The sequence below is a fragment of the Micromonospora parva genome (assembly GCF_040649675.1).
Taxonomy (GTDB): Bacteria; Actinomycetota; Actinomycetes; order Mycobacteriales; family Micromonosporaceae; genus Micromonospora; species Micromonospora parva.
Window position 1 is genome coordinate 123,357 of sequence record NZ_JBEZFX010000005.1, and the last position, 19,974, is coordinate 143,330.

Annotated in this window: 20 protein-coding genes; 9 read left to right on the plus strand and 11 right to left on the minus strand. The window is 71.7% G+C overall.

The annotated features are described in order from the left end of the window. Positions 1–195 precede the first annotated feature (195 nt). Genes paaE through paaA form a run of 5 tightly spaced genes read right to left on the minus strand, consistent with a single transcriptional unit; the run spans position 196 to position 3,916 of the window. Positions 196–1,305: a 1,2-phenylacetyl-CoA epoxidase subunit PaaE gene (paaE, locus tag AB0C03_RS14320; RefSeq protein ID WP_357636977.1), complete on the minus strand. Its 1,110-nt coding sequence runs from the start codon at positions 1,303–1,305 to the stop codon at positions 196–198. Further along, positions 1,302–1,778 (minus strand): 1,2-phenylacetyl-CoA epoxidase subunit PaaD, encoded by a 477-nt coding sequence (gene paaD / locus AB0C03_RS14325; protein ID WP_357636980.1) that lies wholly within the window; start codon positions 1,776–1,778, stop codon positions 1,302–1,304. The genes paaE and paaD overlap by 4 nt, the downstream gene beginning before the upstream one ends. Further along, the gene (gene paaC / locus AB0C03_RS14330) at positions 1,772–2,497 is read right to left on the minus strand and encodes a 1,2-phenylacetyl-CoA epoxidase subunit PaaC (RefSeq protein WP_030334105.1); all 726 of its coding nucleotides are present in this window, start codon (positions 2,495–2,497) and stop codon (positions 1,772–1,774) included. Before paaC ends, paaD begins: the two co-directional genes overlap by 7 nt. 37 nt (positions 2,498–2,534) lie before the next feature. After that, positions 2,535–2,846: a 1,2-phenylacetyl-CoA epoxidase subunit PaaB gene (paaB, locus tag AB0C03_RS14335; RefSeq protein ID WP_030334103.1), complete on the minus strand. Its 312-nt coding sequence runs from the start codon at positions 2,844–2,846 to the stop codon at positions 2,535–2,537. Beyond that, positions 2,843–3,916, minus strand: coding sequence for a 1,2-phenylacetyl-CoA epoxidase subunit PaaA (gene paaA / locus AB0C03_RS14340; RefSeq protein ID WP_030334101.1), 1,074 nt, complete (start codon positions 3,914–3,916; stop codon positions 2,843–2,845). The genes paaB and paaA overlap by 4 nt, the downstream gene beginning before the upstream one ends. Positions 3,917–4,288: 372 nt before the next feature. Between paaA and AB0C03_RS14345 the strand changes: the two genes are divergently transcribed. Then, positions 4,289–5,278 (plus strand): serine hydrolase, encoded by a 990-nt coding sequence (locus AB0C03_RS14345; protein WP_210864998.1) that lies wholly within the window; start codon positions 4,289–4,291, stop codon positions 5,276–5,278. 50 nt (positions 5,279–5,328) lie between these two features. After that, complete coding sequence (locus AB0C03_RS14350) at positions 5,329–6,234, plus strand: serine hydrolase (protein ID WP_374224232.1); 906 nt, start codon at positions 5,329–5,331, stop codon at positions 6,232–6,234. A gap of 66 nt (positions 6,235–6,300) precedes the next feature. Here the strand turns inward: AB0C03_RS14350 and AB0C03_RS14355 are convergent, their stop codons facing one another. From AB0C03_RS14355 to AB0C03_RS14365, 3 genes are read right to left on the minus strand one after another with little or no spacing between them, the layout of a single operon-like run. Then, positions 6,301–7,152 carry a menaquinone biosynthetic enzyme MqnA/MqnD family protein gene (locus AB0C03_RS14355; RefSeq protein ID WP_030334095.1) on the minus strand — a complete coding sequence of 284 codons (852 nt, stop codon included), beginning with the start codon at positions 7,150–7,152 and terminating at the stop codon, positions 6,301–6,303. Further along, positions 7,104–8,603 (minus strand): MFS transporter, encoded by a 1,500-nt coding sequence (locus AB0C03_RS14360; protein WP_357636990.1) that lies wholly within the window; start codon positions 8,601–8,603, stop codon positions 7,104–7,106. Before AB0C03_RS14360 ends, AB0C03_RS14355 begins: the two co-directional genes overlap by 49 nt. A 42-nt stretch (positions 8,604–8,645) precedes the next feature. Next, positions 8,646–9,230 (minus strand): winged helix-turn-helix domain-containing protein, encoded by a 585-nt coding sequence (locus tag AB0C03_RS14365; protein WP_030334090.1) that lies wholly within the window; start codon positions 9,228–9,230, stop codon positions 8,646–8,648. A gap of 184 nt (positions 9,231–9,414) precedes the next feature. On the opposite strand from AB0C03_RS14365, the gene AB0C03_RS14370 reads away from it, so the two are divergent. Both AB0C03_RS14370 and AB0C03_RS14375 read left to right on the plus strand, forming a co-directional pair. Next, positions 9,415–10,665 carry an HNH endonuclease signature motif containing protein gene (locus tag AB0C03_RS14370; protein WP_357636994.1) on the plus strand — a complete coding sequence of 417 codons (1,251 nt, stop codon included), beginning with the start codon at positions 9,415–9,417 and terminating at the stop codon, positions 10,663–10,665. A 669-nt stretch (positions 10,666–11,334) separates the two neighbouring features. Next, positions 11,335–13,620: a HelD family protein gene (locus tag AB0C03_RS14375; RefSeq protein WP_357636997.1), complete on the plus strand. Its 2,286-nt coding sequence runs from the start codon at positions 11,335–11,337 to the stop codon at positions 13,618–13,620. Here AB0C03_RS14375 and AB0C03_RS14380 read toward each other — a convergent pair. Beyond that, on the minus strand, positions 13,609–14,220 hold the full coding sequence (locus AB0C03_RS14380) for a hypothetical protein (RefSeq protein ID WP_210865001.1): 612 nt from the start codon (positions 14,218–14,220) through the stop codon (positions 13,609–13,611). The genes AB0C03_RS14375 and AB0C03_RS14380 overlap by 12 nt on opposite strands. A gap of 202 nt (positions 14,221–14,422) precedes the next feature. On the opposite strand from AB0C03_RS14380, the gene AB0C03_RS14385 reads away from it, so the two are divergent. The 5 genes from AB0C03_RS14385 (at position 14,423) to AB0C03_RS14405 (ending at position 17,920) form a co-directional block, all read left to right on the plus strand. Then, positions 14,423–15,067, plus strand: a complete 645-nt coding sequence (locus tag AB0C03_RS14385) for a hypothetical protein (RefSeq protein ID WP_030334081.1) — start codon at positions 14,423–14,425, stop codon at positions 15,065–15,067. Then, entirely contained in the window at positions 15,064–15,375 is a 312-nt protein-coding gene (locus AB0C03_RS14390) for a transcriptional regulator (protein ID WP_030334078.1), read from the plus strand. The genes AB0C03_RS14385 and AB0C03_RS14390 overlap by 4 nt, the downstream gene beginning before the upstream one ends. Next, entirely contained in the window at positions 15,372–16,313 is a 942-nt protein-coding gene (locus AB0C03_RS14395; protein WP_030334076.1) for an ABC transporter ATP-binding protein, read from the plus strand. The genes AB0C03_RS14390 and AB0C03_RS14395 overlap by 4 nt, the downstream gene beginning before the upstream one ends. A 10-nt stretch (positions 16,314–16,323) precedes the next feature. Continuing rightward, on the plus strand, positions 16,324–17,061 hold the full coding sequence (locus AB0C03_RS14400) for an ABC transporter permease (protein WP_357637003.1): 738 nt from the start codon (positions 16,324–16,326) through the stop codon (positions 17,059–17,061). 94 nt (positions 17,062–17,155) lie between these two features. Next, on the plus strand, positions 17,156–17,920 hold the full coding sequence (locus AB0C03_RS14405; protein WP_357637007.1) for a VOC family protein: 765 nt from the start codon (positions 17,156–17,158) through the stop codon (positions 17,918–17,920). A gap of 161 nt (positions 17,921–18,081) precedes the next feature. Here the strand turns inward: AB0C03_RS14405 and AB0C03_RS14410 are convergent, their stop codons facing one another. Further along, positions 18,082–18,885, minus strand: a complete 804-nt coding sequence (locus AB0C03_RS14410) for an ABC transporter ATP-binding protein (protein ID WP_357637010.1) — start codon at positions 18,883–18,885, stop codon at positions 18,082–18,084. Next, positions 18,882–19,961, minus strand: coding sequence for a FecCD family ABC transporter permease (locus AB0C03_RS14415; protein ID WP_030334068.1), 1,080 nt, complete (start codon positions 19,959–19,961; stop codon positions 18,882–18,884). The genes AB0C03_RS14410 and AB0C03_RS14415 overlap by 4 nt, the downstream gene beginning before the upstream one ends. Positions 19,962–19,974: the final 13 nt, after the last annotated feature.

The window sequence follows — 19,974 nt, forward strand, 5'->3', positions numbered from 1 at the left end:
CCGAGCCTACGCCGACGACGCGCCCCTTCCCTGAGGGGTGCTTAAGGCTGTGATTCGCTCCGCACGGGCCAGGCCGGCACTGAACCGGGTCACCGCCACACCCTCACCGCGATCTTGCGGGTACTGTTGCGACACACGGGGCATTCCACGCATATCGACGACCGAAACTGCAAGATCGACGCGGGCGAGAGGCGATCAGGCGTCGTAGTCGATCGTGAGCTTGTCGGTGGTAGGGCTGGACTGGCAGGTCAGGACGTAGCCGGCGGCCAGCTCGTCGGGCTCCAGCGCATAGTTGCGGGCCATCGTGACCGCGCCGTCGACGACCTTCGCCTTGCAGGTGGAGCAGACGCCACCCTTGCAGGCGTACGGCAGCTCGCCGCGCACCTTCAGCGCGGCGTCCAGCACCCGTTCCTCGCGACCCATGGTGAAGCTCGACGAGCGGCCGTCCAGCACGATGGTGACCTCGGCCCCGGCACCCGCCTGGTCGACGGGCCGGCGCACCGGCTCCGGCGGCGCGTCGACGTGGAACAGCTCGGTGTGCACCGCCGACTCGGGCAGACCGCGTGCGGTCAGCACGTCCCGGACGTCGACCACCATGCCGTACGGGCCGCAGAGGAACCACTCCTCGATGACGTCGCCCGGCACGATGGTGTCCAGCAACCGGCTCAGCCGCTCGGCGTCGATCCGACCGGACAGCAGCGGCGACTCGCCCTGCTCCCGGGAGAGGACATGCACCAGGTGCAGCCGGGTCGGGTGGCGGTCCTTCAGGTCGGCCAGCTCCTCGGCGAACATCACGGTGTTCGCCGTGCGGTTGCCGTACACCAGTGTGAAGGTGCTGGCCGGCTCGACGGCCAGGGCGGTCGCGACCAGCGCGAGCACCGGGGTGATGCCGGAGCCGGCGACGACCGCGCCGTAGTGCCGGGCGCGGTCCGGTGCGAACGCCGTGGTGAAGGTGCCCAGCGGCGGCAGCACCTCGACGGTGTCGCCACCGCGCAGCGCCCCGCAGGCGAACGCGGAGAAGGCGCCGCCGGGGATCTCCCGCACCCCGATCCGCAACCGGCCGCGCCGGGCCAGGTCGTCGGGGGTGGAGCAGATCGAGTACGACCGGCGCACGTCCTCGCCGTCGTCGGTCACCCGCCGCACGGTGAGGTGCTGGCCCGCGCGGAACGCGAAGGTCTCCCGCAGTTCCTCGGGTACGGCGAAGGTCACCGCCACGGAATCGTCGGTGAGCCGGTCGACGGCGGCGACGGACAACGGGTGGAAGACCGGCCGACGGCGAACCGGGCGGGTGATGGTGACAGTCACAGCGCCTTCAGGTGGTCGAAGGGTTCGGAGCAGGAACGGCACCGCCACAGCGCCTTGCACGCGGTGGAGCCGAACCGGCTGACCTGCTCGGTCTCCGGCGAGCCGCACCGCGGGCAGCGGACCGCGAGGGTCAGCGACACGACGCCGGCGGCGGGCACCGGGGCGGGCGGGGCGATCCCGGCGGCAGCGAGCTTGGCCCGCCCGCCCTCGGAGATCCAGTCGGTGCTCCACGGTGGGCTGTAGACGGTCCGGACCTCGGCGTCCGGGTGGCCGGCGGCGGCAAGCGCGCGGCGGATGTCGGCCCGGATCACGTCCATCGCCGGGCAGCCGGTGTAGGTCGGGGTGATGGTGACGGTGACCCGGCCACTGGCCGGATCCTCCTCGACCGCGCGCAGGATGCCCAGCTCGTCGATGGTGATGACCCGGATCTCCGGGTCCACCACCGACGCGGCCGCCGCCCTGGGGTTCACCATTTCGCTCCCGGGTGGGCGCGGTGCAGCACCTGCATCTCGGCGAGCAGGTAGGCCAGGTGCTCGCTGTGCACACCGGCCCGCCCGCCGGCCGGGGCCCAGGCACTGCCCGGCCGGGTGAGCGTCGCCTCGGCCAACACCGGGCCGACGACCTCGTCGAACGCCGGCCGCAGGGTGGCTGGGTCGACCGGCGCCGCCGGGTCCGCGGCGAACAGCTCGTGGGTGTACGGCCACACGTGGTCGACGGCCGCCTGCATCCGACGGTGCGACTCCTCGGTGCCGTCACCGAGCCGCTTCACCCACAGCGCGCCGTGGTCCAGGTGGTACGCCGACTCCTTGCGCGCCTTCCCGCCGATCGCCGCCAACCGCTCGTCAGCACAGCCGGCCAGCGCCGTGTACAGCGGCAGTTGGTACGCCGCCAGGAAGAACAGCTTCGCCATCGTCACCGCGAAGTCGCCGTTGGGCAGCTCGACCAGGAGAACGTTGCGGAACTGGCGGTCGTCACGCAGGTACGCCAGCGCGTCCTCGTCGCGCCCGGCGCCCTCCAACTCGCCCGCGTACGACAGCAGCAGGCGCGCCGCGCCGAGCTGGTCGAGGGCGATGTTGGCCAGCGCGATGTCCTCTTCCATCTCCGGGGCACGGGTGGTCCACTCGGCCAGCCGCTGGGCCGCGATCAACGCGTCGTCGGCGAGGGCGAGGGTGAAGTCGAAGGGCCCGTTCACGCCGTCACCCCGCTGCTGAGCTGACTGGTTCGCTCGCTCACAGGTGAGCCACCCCGTCCGGCACCTCGTAGAAGGTGGGGTGGCGGTAGACCTTGTCGGCGGCCGGGTCGAAGAAGGCGTCCTTCTCGTCCGGGCTGGACGCGGTGATCGCGCCGGCCGGCACCACCCAGATCGACACGCCCTCCTGACGGCGGGTGTAGAGATCGCGGGCGTTGCGCAGGGCAAGCTCGGCGTCGGGGGCGTGCAGGCTGCCGACGTGGGTGTGCGACAGTCCGCGCCGGGCCCGCACGAAGACCTCCCACAGAGGCGAATGACCTGTCACGCCGGATTGCTCGGCACGCTCGCTCACGCGGCCACCTTCTCCTTGTTCGTCCGCTTCGCGGCGTACGCCGCGGCGGCCTCGCGTACCCAGCTGCCGTCGGCGTGCGCGGCGCGGCGGTGGGCCATCCGCTCGCGGTTGCACGGCCCGTCGCCGGAGATCACCCGCATCAGCTCGTCATAGTCCGGCTGGGTGTAGTCGTACGCCTGCCGCTCGTCGTTCCAGCGCAGGTCGTCGTCGGGGATGCGGACCCCGAGGATCTCGGCCTGCTGGACGCACATGTCGACGAAGCGTTGACGCAGGTCGTCGTTCGAGAAGCGCTTGATCTTCCAGGCCATCGACTGGGTGGAGTGGGTGGAGTCGCCGTCCGGCGGGCCGAACATGGCGAGCGACGGGTACCACCATCGGTCCACCGCGTCCTGCGCCATGGCGTGCTGCTCGGGGGTGCCGTGCGCCAGGGTGTGCAGGATCTCGTAGCCCTGCCGCTGGTGGAACGACTCCTCCTTGCAGACCCGGATCATCGCGCGGGCGTACGGGCCGTAGGAGCAGCGGCACAGCGGCACCTGGTTGACGATCGCCGCACCGTCCACCAACCACCCGATGGCGCCGACGTCGGCCCAGCTGAGGGTGGGGTAGTTGAAGATCGAGCTGTACTTCTGGCGGCCGTCGAGCAGCAGCTGGACCAGTTCGTCGCGGCTGATGCCGAGGGTCTCGGCGGCGGCGTAGAGGTAGAGGCCGTGACCCGCCTCGTCCTGCACCTTGGCCAGCAGGATCGCCTTGCGCTTGAGTGACGGCGCCCGACTGATCCAGTTGCCCTCTGGCTGCATGCCGATGATCTCGGAGTGGGCGTGCTGGGCGATCTGCCGGATCAGCGTCCGCCGGTACGCGTCGGGCATCCAGTCGCGGGGTTCGATCTTCTGCTCGGCGTCGACGACCTCGGCGAAGTACGCCGCCAGGTCCTCGTCCGGCGCGGGCCCGCCCCGCCGCCCGCGCGCCGCCGCTGCCCGCAGCTCCGCCTCGGCGGCCTCGACCTCGCCCAGCAGACCGCCGGGCGCCTCGTCCGGGGCGCTGTTCGGGGCGGAGAAGTCGTTGCCATACATGAGGCTAAGTGTTACAGCTTGCGCCTCGTTGCACCAGGGGGTGTAACAGGAATCCGCGCATCCCATCCGTAGTCGAATGACTGCTTTGCGCGACCTGGGCGGCATTCCATCGCCGTGACTTGGGCCACGAAACAAAGGTGAACCCCTGCAAAAACCTCATACCGGCCCCATAACTCGCCTTTATCGCAGGTTGCCTAGTGTCGAAACCTGGCGGCCGGCCGGTCCGGACGTAGACTTCTGCCGGACAACCGATCGGCTGCCGCGCATCGACATCTTTACCGAGGCCACCTCCCCCGGCCTCGGCGATCGCACCCGATTCGTCCCGACGACAAGCCGGTCCCCCCGGCCCTGACACCTGGAGTTCACCCACTCATGCGATCTCGCGTGACCCTGGTGCTCGCCATCACGGCAGTCGTGCTCGGCGGCGTCCTGCTGGTCCCCACCGCGTACGCCCGACTTGCCAGCGACGACAGCGGCGGAGGCGGCGGTGGCGGCACGTCGAGCGTCGCCGCGCCCGCACCCGCGCCACCGCCGCCGCCCACCCTGGCGGCCGGTCCGGTGTCGGTGAGCTTCAAGGGTGACTTCTTCTCCTGGGCCCTGATGGACCGCAAGACGGGCAAGATCTCCGGGTCGTCGAACATGGCCGCGACCAGCTCCACCGAATCGATGATCAAGGCGTGGATCGTCTCCGACTACCTGCGACAGCTCGGTGACAAGGAGCCGTCGGCATCGTTGAAGGAGGCGTCCCGACTCGCCATCGTCGACAGCAACGACAAGGCCGCCAACGCGGTCCACCGGGCTGCCGGCGGGTCCTACAAGGCCTCGTCGAGCAGCGTTCCGGACGCGGTGATCCAGCGGGCGATCAAGATCTGCGGGCTGACCGACACCAAGCGCGGCAACACCAAGCCGTACACCGGCTTCTGGAGCTACACCCGGATGTCTCCCCGCGACGCGGTCCGACTCGGCGACTGCATCGCCGACGGCAAGGCCGCCGGCCCGAAGTGGACGAAGTGGGTGCTGGACCAGATGAGCAAGGTCACGGGCACCACCGCGGCCAAGGACCAGAAGCCCGACTCCGGTGGCGGCCGCTGGGGGATCATCGACGGTCTACCCAAGTCGATCACCTCGCAGGGCCCGGTCAGCATCAAGAACGGTTGGACCCCGATCTACGGCGACGGCAACTGGCACGTCAACTGCCTCGCCGTCACCAGCAAGTGGAGCCTGGCGGTGATGCTGCGCTACCCGATCAGGACCGGCCTGGACTACGGCGCGAAGGTCTGCGCCAGCGTGGCCACCCAACTGGTCACCCCGCAGCCGGGTGCCGCGCTCAAGGTGCCGCAGCAGCCGGTCGGGAAGCTCTGATGGCCGGCACCCGTCGGGGAGACCGGCGTGGCGAGGGCGACGCCTCCCCGATGCGGCTGATCGCCATCGCGGTCATCCTCATCGGCCTGGTGCTGGTGTCGCTGCGGTTGCTGCCCGGGTCGCCGTTCGAGTCGTCCGCCGCCGCCAAGTGGGGCGACGCTGGCACCAGCGACCGGCCCACCGGCTCCGGCACCGACCGCAGTGCCCGCCAGCCGTCCGCGCCGTCACCGAGCCCCAGCCCGTCGCTGGAGCCGCTACCCTTCGCGGCCAAGAATCTCGACCTCGACATCGAGGGCTGGTACGCCTGGAGCGTCCTGGACCGGCGAACCGGAAAAATCATCGGTTCGAAGAACATGGACGAGACCAGCACGACCGCCTCCATGATCAAGGCGTGGATCGTCGCGGACTACCTGCGCCGCGCGGCCGACGCCGGCCAGACCCCGAGCGACGCGAAGCTCGCCGACGCGACCCGGATCATCCGGGACAGCGACAACACCCGGGCCGAGCAGTTCTACAACCTGGTCGGCCGAGACGCCTCGATCAAGCGCCTGATCTCCATGTGCGAGCTGACCGACAGCAGCGTCGCCCCCGACAAGGGCTGGAGCCGGACGGCGCTCTCACCCCGGGACACCGCCCGGATGGGCAACTGCATCGCCACCGGCACCGCCGCCGGGCCGAAGTGGACCAAGTGGCTGCTCAACGAGATGAAACTGGTTCGTGGCGGCGGCGACTTCGGTATCCGCAAGGCCTTCCCGGCCGCCGAGCAGAAGAAGATCGCCATCAAGAACGGGTGGATCGACCGGACCAGGGAGCAGGAGATGCACATCAACTGCCTGGCCATCGGCGACACCTGGACGATGGGCGTGATGGTCAAGTACCCGATCAACATGGGCTACGACTACGGCATGAAGAACTGCGAGAAGATCACCGAGGCGCTGCTCCGCACCGGCACCTGAGCCGTCCACGCTGACGCCGGCCCGGGCCGCTGCCGACCCGGGCCGTTGGTGCGCCGTCGGCAGGGGTCAGCCGGCGAAGAACTCCGGACCGCCCTCCGGCAGCGCCGGGGCCTCCCCGATCGCGGCGGCCCGTCGGGCCCACTCGCGCAGCCCGGCGACCTGCCGATCGCCGAGGGAGAAGTCGAGGGTCCGGAAGTACGTGGCGAGCGTCTGCGCGTCGAACGTCTCCCAGCGCGCCGCCGCCTCGGCCACCTGGTCCAGCTCCGCCAGGCAGAGGTCCCGGGAGCGCAGGAAAGCCTCGTGCACCTCCTTGACCAGGCCCGGGTGGGCGGCGGCGAAGTCACGGCGGACCGCCCAGACGGCGAAGACCATCGGCAGCCCGGTCCAGTCCCGCCACGCCTGCCCGAGGTCGGTGACAGTGAGGCCCTTCTGCGGCGCCTCGTAGTACGCCCGCAGCGCCACGTCCCCGATCAGCACGGCCGCGTCGGCCTCCAGCAGCATCTGGGTCAGGTCCGGCGGGCACCGGAAGTACTCGGGCCGCACGTTGTACTGCTCGGCGAGCAGCAGTTGCGCCGTCATCACCCCGGTCCGCGAGGTCGAGCCGAGCGCCACCCGGGCGCCGTCCAACTCGTCGAGGGGTCGGGTGGAGACCATGTTGACCGACAGCACCGGACCGTCGCTGCCGACCGCCAGGTCCGGGAGGAGCAGCAGCTCGTCGGCGTGCTTCAGGTACTCCAGCAGCGTGATCGGGCCGATGTCGAGGTCGCCGGCGACCAGCGCCGCACTCAACCGGTCCGGCGAGTCCTTGTGCAGGTCCACGTCGAGCAGGGCACCGGAGCGCATCAGACCCCAGTAGATCGGCAGGCAGTTCAGGAACTGGATGTGCCCGACTCGCGGGCGTGCGATGCGCTCAGCCATGGCCCGACCGTATCCCCGGCGGCGGGCGCCGGCTCGGCGGGCCGGCCCGAAGTGGCCAACCCCGCACTTGACCGGGCAGCTCGGCCGCCTTCTGGGGCGTTGGCCGCTTGTCGACCGCCTGCCGGCGCGTCGGCCGCTCGTCGACCGTCTGCCGGGGCGTCGGTCAGCGACGACCGTCTTACCGCCCGGGTCACGACCGGCACGAAACCCAGCACCACCAACAACCCGAGCACCCCGGCGCCGGCGATCAGCGGTCGGGGCGGAACGACGGCGAGCAACGCCCCGCCGATCAGGAAGCCCGCCATCGAGCCACCCTGCACCGCCGCGCCGTAGCTGGCGTACGCCCGGGCGCGCATCGCCTCCGGCACCCGCCGAGCGGTGAGCAGGTTGGCGAAGACGTTGTCGCCACCGTTGGCCGCGCCTCCCACCAGCCAGAGCGGCACCAACACACCCGCCGCCGGCACCGTCGCCGCGAGCAACACCATCAAACTGCACACGGCCAGGGTGGCCAGCACCCCGCGTACCAACGCGCCGTCGTGGTCGAGCCGCCGAGCGAGTCGTACGGCGAGCCAGGTCCCCGGCAGCATGCCGGCCATCCATGCGGCGCTGACCAGGCCGTACGTGGTCGCCGAGCCCTCCAGGGTCTCCCGGATGAAGAAGACCTCGATCACGTTGATGCCGCCGATCGCCGCGATCACCACGGCGGTGCTCACCACCATCACGAGCATCAGCGGGTCGCGGCGCAGCTGCCAGCCGATCTCCGTACCCCCCGGGGTTGTCACGCCGCCCGAGGCGGCCTGGCTGCCCCCGGCGGCGGCCTCGCTGCTCGCGGCGGCGGCGGTCTGGCTGGCGGCGGTCTGGCTGGCGGCGGACCGCCGGCCGCCGCGTCGGGTCCGCAGCAGCAGGCCCGCGACCACCAACGCCAGGTAGGTCGCGGCATCGAGAAGCAGCGGTACGCGGGTGCCGAACTGTCCCACCAGTAGACCGGCCAGCACCGGGCCGCCGAGCGCACCAAGCGAGACGGCGGTCTGACTGATCGCGCTGGCGCGCGGCAGGTCGGCCGGGCGGACCATCGCCGGCAGCAGCGCCGCGAGGCAGGGTTGGGTCACCGCGAGCCCGCAGGCCAGCAGTGCGACGAGCCCGACCACCAGTGCCGGTTGCTCGACGACGGCGAGGAGCGCGCAGACGCCGGCCTGCCCCAAACCGACTGTCACCAGCAGGGTGCGGCTGTCCATCCGGTCGGCGAGTCGCCCCGCGAGCGGAGCGAGCACCACCAGCGGCAGGGTGGCGGCCAGCAGCAGCCCCGACACGGCCAGTCCACCGGCACCGGCACCCTGCAGGGCCAGTGCCAGCGCGGTCGCCGCGAGGAAGTCGCCGCAGATGGTGGTGCCCCGGGCGGCGGCGGCGAGCCAGACGTCCGACCAGCGCGACTCATCAATTGCGAAGGACATACTTCGAAAATAATCCTTCACAACTGATTCATGCAACCCCGCCTATGCCAGCGGCACCGTCCGGTACTGCACAGCGACAGTGCGCGCCCCCGGCGGCGGCTCACCCTGCCGCCGTCGCGGGTGGTACGGCCGGAGCAGTGCCAGCACCGCCTCGTTCAACTCGGCCAACTCCTCAGCGGTGAGCAGCACCAGCGTGTCGGTGAACAGCGCCGTGTCGTACCACTCGGCGGGCTCGTCCCCGGCGCGCCGCAACCAGTCCCGGGTCCGCTCCATGGCCCGGACCGCATGCGCCTCCACCAGCGCCTGCTCGGCCGCCCGCGCCTCGGGCCCGGCATCACGGCCCGCCTCGACCAGCACACTCCCACTCGGCACGCGCCACAACCGCTCACGCGCGTCCCCCCGACTCGGCGCCTGCTCGACCAGCCCGAACTTCGCCAGCGCCCGCAGGTGGTAACTGGTGGCGCTCGGCGACAGCCCGACGATCTCGGCACACTCGGTGGCGGTCCCGCCGGCCTCGCGGCTGTTCAGGTACTCCATGATCGCGATCCGCGCCGGATGGGCCATCGCCCGCATCACCTGCGGGTCGCTGATCGTCATCCGGCGCGAATCGGAGCGGGCCTCGGTCATAGGCCCATGATCCCGGCAGACCTTCCAACCTGCCATCACCACCACGTCCCGCTCGGGTCACATGGCGTCTGTCCTTTGCTAGTGAGCAGGCGGATTCGACGGCACGCGCGGCGTGGATCGCTTGGTTCCCCTCATTGATCGACACCGACCCGGAAGTGTCGTACACCAGTTCTATTCTGACTGCGTGTTGGAGGTGTTGGAGCAGGTGGGCGGCGCGGTTGACGACTGCGCCGAGACCACGCTCTGGGGGCTCTCCGATGACGAGTTGCTTGCTTCTCTCGACGCGGCCCAGGTGCTGTCGCAGCGGCTGGCAACCGTCCAGCTCGGTCTGGTCCGCGAGTTGGACGGCCGCGGGCTGGCGGTCACTCAGGGTGCCCCATCCACGGCAGTCTGGCTGCGCGATCGGCTCCGGCTCTCCGGTCGCAGCGCGCGCCAACTGGTCCAACTCGCCGCCACCATCGACGCCGCCCCGCCAGCGGTGCGCGACGCGCTGCTCAGCGGTGCCATCACCGTCGAGCAGGGGCGGGTGGTGGCCGAGACGATCGCCGCCCTCCCGGTCGAGGCCGGTCCCGAAGTGGCCGACAAGGCCACTCAACTGCTGGTCACCTGGGCTGACCGTTTCGATCCCACAAGCCTCGGCCAGCTCGGCGAACGCGTCCTCACGCACGTCGCCCCGGAGCTGGCCGACGAGGCTGAGCTCAAGGCTCTGGAGCGGGCCACCGAGCGGGCCGAGGCCCGCCGGCACGTCACGCTCTCCGAGCAACAGAACGGGCAGGTACGCCTCAGCGGCAACCTCGACACCGAAACCGCGAGCCTGCTCCGCGAGGCGATCGATCCGCTCTGCGCCCCAGCCGGTGAGCACGACGACCGCAGTCCTGGTCAGCGCCGCGCCGACGCGTTGGGCGAGATCTGCCGACTGGCGCTCCGCACGGGCCAGCTGCCCGACAACGGCGGCGACCGTCCTCAGCTGGTGGTGACAGTGTCGCTGAACGAGCTGGTCAACGGCGTACGCGCCGGAACACTGGAGACCGGCACACGCCTCACGCCCGGCGCTGTCCGCCGCCTGGCCTGCGACGCTGGCGTGCTGCCGGCTGTGCTCGACGGCAACAGTCAGGTCCTGGACGTCGGTCGCCAGCGCCGGCTCTTCACCGGCCCGCTACGGCGCGCGCTGGTCCTACGGGACGGCGGTTGCGCCTTTCCTGGTTGTGATCGGCCGCCGAGGTGGTGCGACGGCCACCACATCCGACACTGGGCCGACGGTGGGGTGACGGCGCTGGGCAATGCCGTGCTGCTCTGCGGCTACCACCACCGGCTCATCCACCGCGGCGATTGGACGGTCCGTATCGCGGCGGACGGTCGCCCTGACTTCCTCCCGCCCAATTGGCTCGACCCGCTGCACACCCCACGTCGCAACCACTACCACCTGCGCTGCTGACGCTGCCGAGCACGCCCACGCCGCCCATGACCGCGACCAGGAACCGCGAACCGCGGCAAGCGGCCAGCGACCCGTGACCCACGGCCCGTGACCCACGGCCCGAGACCCACGGCCCGCGACCCACGGCCAGCGGCCAGCGGCCAGCGGCCAGCGGCCACGACGATCCGCCAGTCCCCGCCGCCCAAGCCACGTCTCCTGTTGATCGACTCGGTTTCCTGAAAGTCGGGGCGTCGCACCGGCTTGGACACCGCGACTTCATGAAAACCGAGTCGATCACGGCACCCACGGCGGTCGCGGTGTGCGAGAGCACGGCGCGCAGCGCGAGGCGCGAGTACAGCGCGCAGCGCGAGGCGCGACGCGGGACAGGGCGGGGGCGCACGGCGCGGGACCTGATGATCAGTCGGCATCCGACCTCGGCATCACGTCCATCTCGATGCGGTGCTACCCGTCAACGCGTCACTTCGGCGACGTCCGGCGCTGCAACACGCCGTCTCGGATGGGTGGTCGCGTCGGTAATTCGCTGGCTGCGGCGGGCTGGGGAGCGTAGGGTTGCAGGCCGCTTGACGGCCGAGGTGAGCTGCACCGGAACGGGCGTCGTCGCGCCGGGCGGCCGGCCATCCGCCCCCGGACACGCGAGCGCGCAGCAGATGTGAACGATGGGACGTCAGCATGCCCGCACTTGACCTCGACACCCAGCCTGACACCGACCTCGACGCGGACCTGGCCGCCGAACGCGCACACCTGTCCACCTCGCGGGCGGCGTTGGCTCGGATGCGGGCGAGGGCCGAGTCTCTCTTCGCCACCGGTGACCAGGTGGCCGGCGACGCCTACGCGGCCGAGACCCTCGGTCGCACCCTCGCTCGCCGGGTCGCCGAGCTGGCCGACGACCCGACCACACCACTCTTCTTCGGCCGCCTCGACTTCGCCGAGGCCCCAACCGACGCGACCCCAACCAGCGGGACTCCGACCAGCGCGGCAACGACCAGCCCGGCAACGACCAGCCCGGCGCCAACCAGCGCTGCCCCAACCAGCACGGCCCCAACCAGCACGGCCCCAACCAGCACGACCCCAACCAGCGCGGCCACCCACGACCGGCCCACGGACAGCACTGCCACCGGCAGCCCGACCACGAGCGACCCGACCGCACCCGACACCAGCGGTGATCATGAGGGGCGGCGCTATCACGTGGGGCGGCGGCATGTCACCGACGAGCGCGGCGAGCCGCTGGTGCTGGACTGGCGGGCACCGGTCTCCCGCTCGTTCTACCGGGCCAGTGTGCGCGATCCACAGGGGGTGGCGGTCCGGCGACGGTTCGGGTTCAGCAACGGCGTCCTGACCAGCTTCGAGGATGAGCGGCTGGATCGGGGCGAAGAGTTTGGTACGACCAGTCGGATCCTCACCGCCGAGATCGAGCGTCCGCGCGTCGGGCCGATGCGGGACATCGTGGCCACGATCCAGCCGGAGCAGGACGAGCTGGTGCGGGCCGACCTCGCCGACTCGATCTGTGTGCAGGGCGCGCCGGGCACCGGAAAGACGGCGGTGGGTCTGCACCGGGCCGCGTACCTGCTCTATCTGCACCGGGAGCGGTTGCGGCGGGCGGGTGTGTTGATCGTCGGGCCGAACCGGGCGTTCCTGTCGTACATCGCGGCGGTGCTGCCGGCGCTCGGTGAGGTCGAGGTCGAGCAGGCCACGGTGGAGGAGTTGATCTCCCGGGTGCCGGTCCGGGCGGTCGAGGCGCCGGCGGTGGCCGCGCTCAAACACGACGTACGGATGGCCGACGTGCTGCGGCGCGCGGTGCAGGCGCAGATCGGCACCCCGACCGAGTCGATCACGGTGTCGGACGGTTCGTTCCGCTGGCGGATCGGGCTGGAGCCGTTGCACCGGATCGTCGAGGAGACCCGCCGGGAGGGGCTGCCGTACGGCACTGGTCGGGAACGCGTTCAGGCACGGGTGGTGAGCCTGCTGCAACGGCAGGCCGAGGCGCGGCGGGCGGAGTCGCCCAGCGATGCCTGGCTGCGCCGGATGAGCCGCTGCCGGCCGGTGCTCGACTTCCTGGACGCGGTCTGGCCGGCGCTCACCCCGGAAGGGCTGGTGCACGGCCTGTTCGCCGACCCGGCGCGGCTCGCCGCCGCGGCGGACGGGCTGCTCAGCGACGCCGAGCAGGCGCAGCTCGTCTGGGCCAAGCCGGCCCGCACCCCGAAGGCGACCCGTTGGACCGCCGCCGACGCGGTGTTGATCGACGAGGCGACCGGGCTGCTGGAACGGCTCTCCGGGTTCGGGCACGTGGTGGTGGATGAGGCGCAGGACCTCTCCCCGATGCAGTGCCGGGCCATCGCTCGGCGCAGCGAGCACGGCTCGGTCACGCTCCTGGGTGACCTCGCTCAGGGCACCGCGCCGTGGGCGGCGACGGACTGGCGGGAGTCCCTTGCCCATCTGGGCAAGCCGGACGCGGTGGTGGTGCCGTTGACCGTCGGCTTCCGGGTGCCCGCGGCGGTGGTCGCGTTCGCGAACCTGCTGCTCCCGGCGCTCGCTGTGGACGTACCGCCGGCCGAGTCGCTGCGCCGCGACGGCGGCCTGGACGTGCGTACGGTGACCGACCTGACGTCGGCGACGGTGGCCGAGGTGCGGGCGGCGCTCACGCACGACGGCTCGGTCGGTGTGATCGCCGCGGACGACGCTGTCGACGGCCTGCGCGCGGCGCTGGCCGAGGCGGGTGTCGAGACCGCGACCGCCGACGATGTGGCGGCCGCGGAGCGGGTCACGGTGGTGCCGGCGACACTGGTCAAGGGCCTTGAGTACGACCATGTGGTGGTGGTCGAGCCGGCGGCGATCGTCGCGGCCGAGCCACGCGGGCTGCACCGGTTGTACGTGGTGCTCACCCGGGCGGTGTCCCGGCTGGCGGTGCTGCACGTTGCGCCGCTGCCCGCCCCGCTCGTCGGCGGGTCAGCCGGCTGACAGGACCGCCGCGATCTCCCGCAGCGGGCGGCCGGATTCGGCCATCGGCACGTGGAACGACAGCCACGACCCGTCGGCGAAGTCGAGCCGCAGCCGCTTCCAGTTCAACCGGTACCTGCCGAACCGGGCGGTGACGGAGGTGCGCGGCACCGACCCGAGCAGTTCGATGTCGGCCTGCGCCCGTTCGTCCGCCGACGAGCGGGAGAGCAGGCCGACGGATGCTGTCGCACCGAGCAGCAGCCGTTGGTCGGTGACCCCCAGCACGAGGTGACGGATGCCGAAGCCCTTCGTCGCCACGGTCACTGCATGGTGCAGCTCGGATGCCCGGGAGTCGGGTTGGCCTCGACCTCCGACACCGAAGAAGAGCCAGTCGACGGCGCTGTCCGCCCGACCGAAGGTGATGTTCGGTGAGAGCACGGTGAGCAGGACACCCAGAAAACTCGGCCGACCAGCGGCGGGTGGCGCCGACGGCAGTGCCGGCGGAGCCGGGGTCAGCCCACCGCCCGCTCGGACCTTGGCCACCGCGCGCACCCGCTCGTCGGCCGGTAGCAGTCGGCTGAACCCCTCGGCGTACCGCGCCTGACTTTCGTCGTCAGTCACCAGGGCCCCCTCGTGCTCGACGATGTCCGCCGCAGTGTCCGGCTCAACGCTCGGGCTTGCCACGGACCCTCCCCTGTGGCCTGTGCGACGGATCAGCCTGTCGCCGCGACTCCTCACCATAGGCACTGCTCGCCGCGACCGAAGTCCCCATCTGTCGTGATGGGGACATCCGGCCTCGACTTTGTGCCGTAAAGTAGTTTGCGTGGACCTAGACGATGATTCACCACCCACCGACGCCGCAGCGGCGCTGCGGCTGATCCAGGACCAACGGTCGGCGACGGCACGCCGGCTCGATCCCGATGCCCGCCTGCTCTACTGGCCGTGGGGTGTCGCCTGGCTGGTTGGCTTCGGGCTGTTCTTCCTGCGGTTCGCCCCCGGCGACCGTGCGCTTGTCGACCTGCCGAGCTGGCTGCCGCTGACCGTCCTCTTCGTGCTGCTCGCGGCCGCCGGAACGATCCAGGCGGTGGTCAGCGTGCGGGCCTACGGCCAGGTGAGCGGCGACTCCGCCCGGCGTGGGAAGTGGTACGGCTACGCGTGGGCCCTCGGATCGGTGAGCATCTACGCGGGGCTCGGCCGGATCTCCGAGCACCTGCCACACGACCTGGCGGCACTGCTCTGGTCGGCGACCGCCGTCGGGCTGACCGGCGCGCTGCACATGGCCGGCGGGGCGGTCTGGCTGGACCAGGACCTGTTCCGGCTGGGCGTCTGGATCAGCGTGATCAACCTGGTCGGGGCGTTCGCCGGGCCGGGCTGGCACCCGCTCATCGTTGCGGTGGCCGGCGGCGGCGGAATGCTGGTGGCCGGCGCGATCGCCCGGCGGCGACAGCAACAGCGACAGCAGCCGTGACCGAGCTGGATCCGGTCATCCACGCGCAGGCCCGACTGCGGGTGGTCGCCAGCCTCTCGACTCTCAACGTCGGCGACAAGATCGCTTTCCCCCGCCTGCAGGAGCTGCTCGCGATGACCGCCGGCAACCTCTCGGTGCACCTGCGCAAGCTCGAGGAGGCCGGCTACGTGGAGATCAGCAAGACCCACCGTGGACGCACCCCGGCGACCCTGGTCGGGCTCAGCCGACGCGGCCGGCTGGCGTTCGAGGAGTACACCGAAACCATCCGCGCCCTGCTCGACCCCACCTCGTCGAAGGAGCAGCCATGACCCTCGCCCGCGCCGAACAGGCCAGCCGCCGGTACGGCGACGTCCTCGCCCTCGATCGCGTCGACCTGGAAGTCCGGGCCGGTGAGCTGGTCGGCCTGCTCGGGCCGAACGGCGCCGGCAAGAGCACCCTGATCAACCTGCTGGTGGGCCTGCGCCGCCCCAGCTCGGGACGGGTCGAACTGAACGGCCGCGACCCCCGCGACCCGGCCAGCCGACGGCAGATCGGAGTCACCCCGCAGGAGACCGGCCTGCCCGGCACGCTGCGCGTCGGCGAGGTCGTCGACTTCGTCTCCGCGCACTACCCCGACCCGGTGCCCCGCGGTGAACTGCTCGACCAGTTCGGTTTGGGCGACCTCGCCCGACGACAGACCGGTGGGCTCTCCGGTGGGCAGCGCCGCCGGTTGGCGGTGGCGTTGGCGTTCGTCGGCCGGCCGCGGTTGGTGCTGCTCGACGAACCGACCACCGGCCTGGACGTGGCCGCCCGGCACACCCTGTGGGACGCGATCCGGGCCTTCCACGCCGACGGTGGCACCGTGCTGTTGAGCAGCCACTACCTGGAGGAGGTGGAGGCGCTCGCGCACCGGGTGGTGGTCATCGGGCAGGGCCGGGTGCTCGCCGACGACACGGTGGACGCGGTGCGCGGCATCGTGGGCGTACGTCGGGTCAGCCTGGTCGCCGACGACCTGCCCGACCTGCCCGGGGTGGTTCGCACCGAACGGGTCGACGGTCGGCTGCACCTGCTCACCACCGACGCCGACGAGCTGGTCCGAGCGCTGGTCACGGCCCGGGTTCCGTTCACCGACCTGGAGGTACGGCCGACGTCACTGGAGGAGGCGTTCCTCGCCATCACCACCGGCGACACGCCCAGCGGGGACGCGCCGACCAGCACCGGCCGACCCATCACCGCCGCTGCCGGCGGCCGACCCACCACCGTCTGAGGAGGCGACAGTGCAGCTCGCCCTGGTCCACGCCCGCTACCAACTTCTGGAGATCATCCGGATTCCGGTGGCAGTCTTCGGCAGCGCCTTCTTCCCGGCCGCCGCCATGATCTTCTTCGTGGTGCCGTTCGCCGGTGACGATGCGGTGGGCGCCACCTACGCCACCGCGTCGATGGTCACCTTCTCGGTGATGAGCGCCAACATCTTCCAGTACGGCGTCGGTGTCGCCGAGGACCGCGACCAGCCCTGGAATCCGTACACCCGGACCCTGCCGGCCGGGCCGGCGCCACGGTTCGCCGGTCGGGTGCTGGCCGGCCTGGCGCTCACCTACCTCTCGCTGATCCCGGTCGTGGTGATCGGCGCGACGCTGACCGCGGCCCAGCTCACCCCGGCGGCGTTCCTGCTGGCTCTCGGCACCGTGGCCGTGATCTCGGTGCCGTTCACGTTGATGGGGCTCGCCATCGGCTACTCGCTGCCCAGCAAGGCGGCGATCGTTGTCGCACAGGTGCTCTTCCTGCCGCTGGCGTTCGGCGGCGGCCTGCTCTCCGCGCCCGGCGACGCGCCCGGGTTCATCGAGACGATCGCGCCGTACCTGCCCACCCGGGGCGCTGCCGAGTTGATGTGGGCGGCGGTCGGCGACTACCGCGTCGAACCACTGACGCTGATCATGCTGGGGGTCTGGGTGGTGCTGCTCGCCGCGCTCGCCGGCTGGGCGTACCGACGGGACGAGGGTCGCCGGTTCAGCTAAAGATTCGTCCGTTTCCTCCCCGGGGCGCGGCGGGACGGTGCCAGGATTCCGACAGGGGGCCGCCGTGGCCGCCCCGGCCGAGAGGGGTCTTGACGTGAGCACCGTCCCGCCGGGTACGCCCTGCTGGGCCGACCTGGCCACCCCGGACCTGACCGACGCCCGGCGGTTCTACCCGGAGCTGTTCGGTTGGACCGGCCAGGTCACCCCGGAGCCTGAGGCGGGCGGCTACACGGTCTTCCTGCTCAACGGCAGGCCGGTGGCCGGCGTGGGCCCGCCCGCGATCCCGGACCAGGTTCCGATCTGGTCGACGTACCTCGCCACCGACGACGCGGAGCTGGTCGCCGGCCGGGTCGAACGGGCCGGCGGGCAGGTCGTCGTCCCACCGTTCGAGGTCTTCGACAGGGGCTGGATGGCGGTCTTCGCCGATCCGGCCGGTGCCACGTTCAGCGTCTGGCAGCCGCTGACCATGGCCGGTGCCGAGGTGTTCAACGTGCCGGGCGCGATGAGCTGGAACGAGCTGGTCACCCCCGACCCCGAGGGCGCGAAGGTCTTCTACGAGCTGGTGTTCGGTTGGCAGCCGGACGACCAGGCGGTGGGCGACATGACGTACACCGGGTGGCGGCTGGGGACGCAGATCGTCGCCGGGATGATGCCGCCGCTGGCCGACGACTTCCCGGCCGACCTGCCCGCGTACTGGACGGTGTACTTCGCGGTGGCCGACGCGGACGCCGCCGCGGCCCGCGCCGCCGAGCTGGGCGGAACGATCCTGGTCCCGCCCCGGGACATCCCGGCGGGCCGGTTCGCCGCCCTGCGCGACCCCCAGGGGGCCCTCTTCTCCGTCATCGACCTGGGCCCCTGACCCCGCGCGGAACTGTTCGCCAGCGCGCCGACGACGGCGCCTCCCGCCAAGATCGTGCTCGAACCTGGATGTCGTGGTGTTCTGACGCTCGGATACCACTCTTTCCAGGTTCGAGCACGATCTTGCGGTGCTATTCGGCACCGAGGGCCGCAGCCGGGCGGCTACCGGCGGGTGGGACGGACGGGCACCACCAGGGGGCCGTGCGCACCGGGCACCACCCGGACGCTGGCCCGGTAGTGGGCGGCGAGCAGTTCCTCGGTCAGCACCTCGGACGGGGCCCCGGCGGCCACCACCCGACCGCCGGCGAGCATCACCATCCGGTCGGCGTACTCACCGGCCAGGGAGAGGTCGTGCATCGTGGCCAGGACGGTCAGGCCATGCTCGCGGCGCAGCTGGTCGACGACTTCGAGCACGTCCTGCTGGTGCCCGATGTCGAGCGCGCTGGTCGGTTCGTCGAGCAGCAGCAGCGTCGCGCCCTGGGCGAGCGCCCGGGCGAGGAACACCCGCTGCCGTTCGCCGCCGGAGAGGGTGGCCAGTTCGCGATGGTGGAAGCCGGTGAGGTCCAACCGCCCCAGCACCTCGTGCACGGCGTCGACGTCGGCGGTCGACTCCCGGCCCAGGGTCGGGATGTACGGGGTGCGGCCGAGCAGCACGTAGTCCAGCACCGACATGCCCGACGGCACCACCGGGGACTGGGCCACCGTGGCCACCACCCGGGCCCGGTCCCGACGGCGCAGCGCGGCACTCGGCGTACCGAAGAGGGTGATCGCTCCCGGCGCGGAGAGCAGGCCGCCGACGGCGCGCAACAGTGTCGACTTGCCGGCGCCGTTCGGGCCGATCACGGTGACCCACTCGCCGGCGGTGACGGTGAGGTCGACGCCGGTCAGGATCGGCGTGCCACCGAGGTCGACGTGCAGCCCGCGCACCTCGACGGCCGGCGCACCGGCGGTGGGCTCGCGGCTCACGTGAGCACCCGCCGGGCGGTCCGCAGCACGAGGACGAAGAACGGGCCGCCCAGCAGGGCGGTCACCACACCGATCGGCACCTCGGACGGAGCGGCGGCGGTCCGGGCCACCACGTCGGTCAGCGCCAGGAACGCGCCGCCGAACAGCAGTGACATCGGCAGGATCACCCGGTAGCTGGAGCCGGCGAGCAGTCGGACGGTGTGCGGCACGATGATGCCGACGAAGCCGATCAGCCCGGTCGCGGAGACCGCCGCCGCGGTGCCCAGCGAGGCGGCGGCGATCAACAGGTAGCGGGTGCGTTGCGGGTGCAGGCCGAGACTGCGCGCCTCGTCGTCGCCGACTGCGAGGACGTCCAGCTCGCGGCGGTGCAGCAGCACCACCACTGTGGTCAGCGCGGCGTACGGCAGCACCAGGAGCACGTCGTGCCAGCCGGCGGTGGCCAGCCGGCCGAGCAGCCAGGAGTAGACCGGCTGGATGCTGTCCGCGTTTCGTTGCAGCAGGTACGTCTGCCCGGCGGAGAGGAACGCGGAGACCGCCACCCCGGCCAGGATCAGCATCGCCGGTGACCCGCGTCGCCCGCCGGCCGCACCGAGCACGTAGGTCATCGTGACGGCGAGCAGGGAACCGGCGAACGCGGCCAACGGAATGGTCATCGGCAGCCCGGAGAGCGTGCCCTGCCGGCCGCCGCCGCCGAGCGCGATCGCCGCGGTGACCGCCAGGCCCGCGCCGGCGGCCACCCCGAGCAGGTACGGGTCGGCCAGCGGGTTGCGGAACACACCCTGGTAGCAACCACCGGCGAGGGCGAGCAGGCCGCCGACGAGCAGACCCAGCACCACTCGGGGCAGGCGCAGCTCGGTGACGATCGCGATCTCCCGCTCGGTCAGCCCGCTGTCGAGGTGCACCCCGGGAACGAGGTTGAGCAGCTCGGCGGCGACGCTGCCCGGGGGCAGGCTCACCGGGCCGAGCGACACCCCGGCGACGAGCGCGACGAGCACCGCGAACAACCCCGCGACCAGCCAACGCTTGCGCAGCCCGGCCGGCCGGGCGACGGGCAGCGGCCCGGAGGGCCGGGCCACCGCGAGCGCCCCG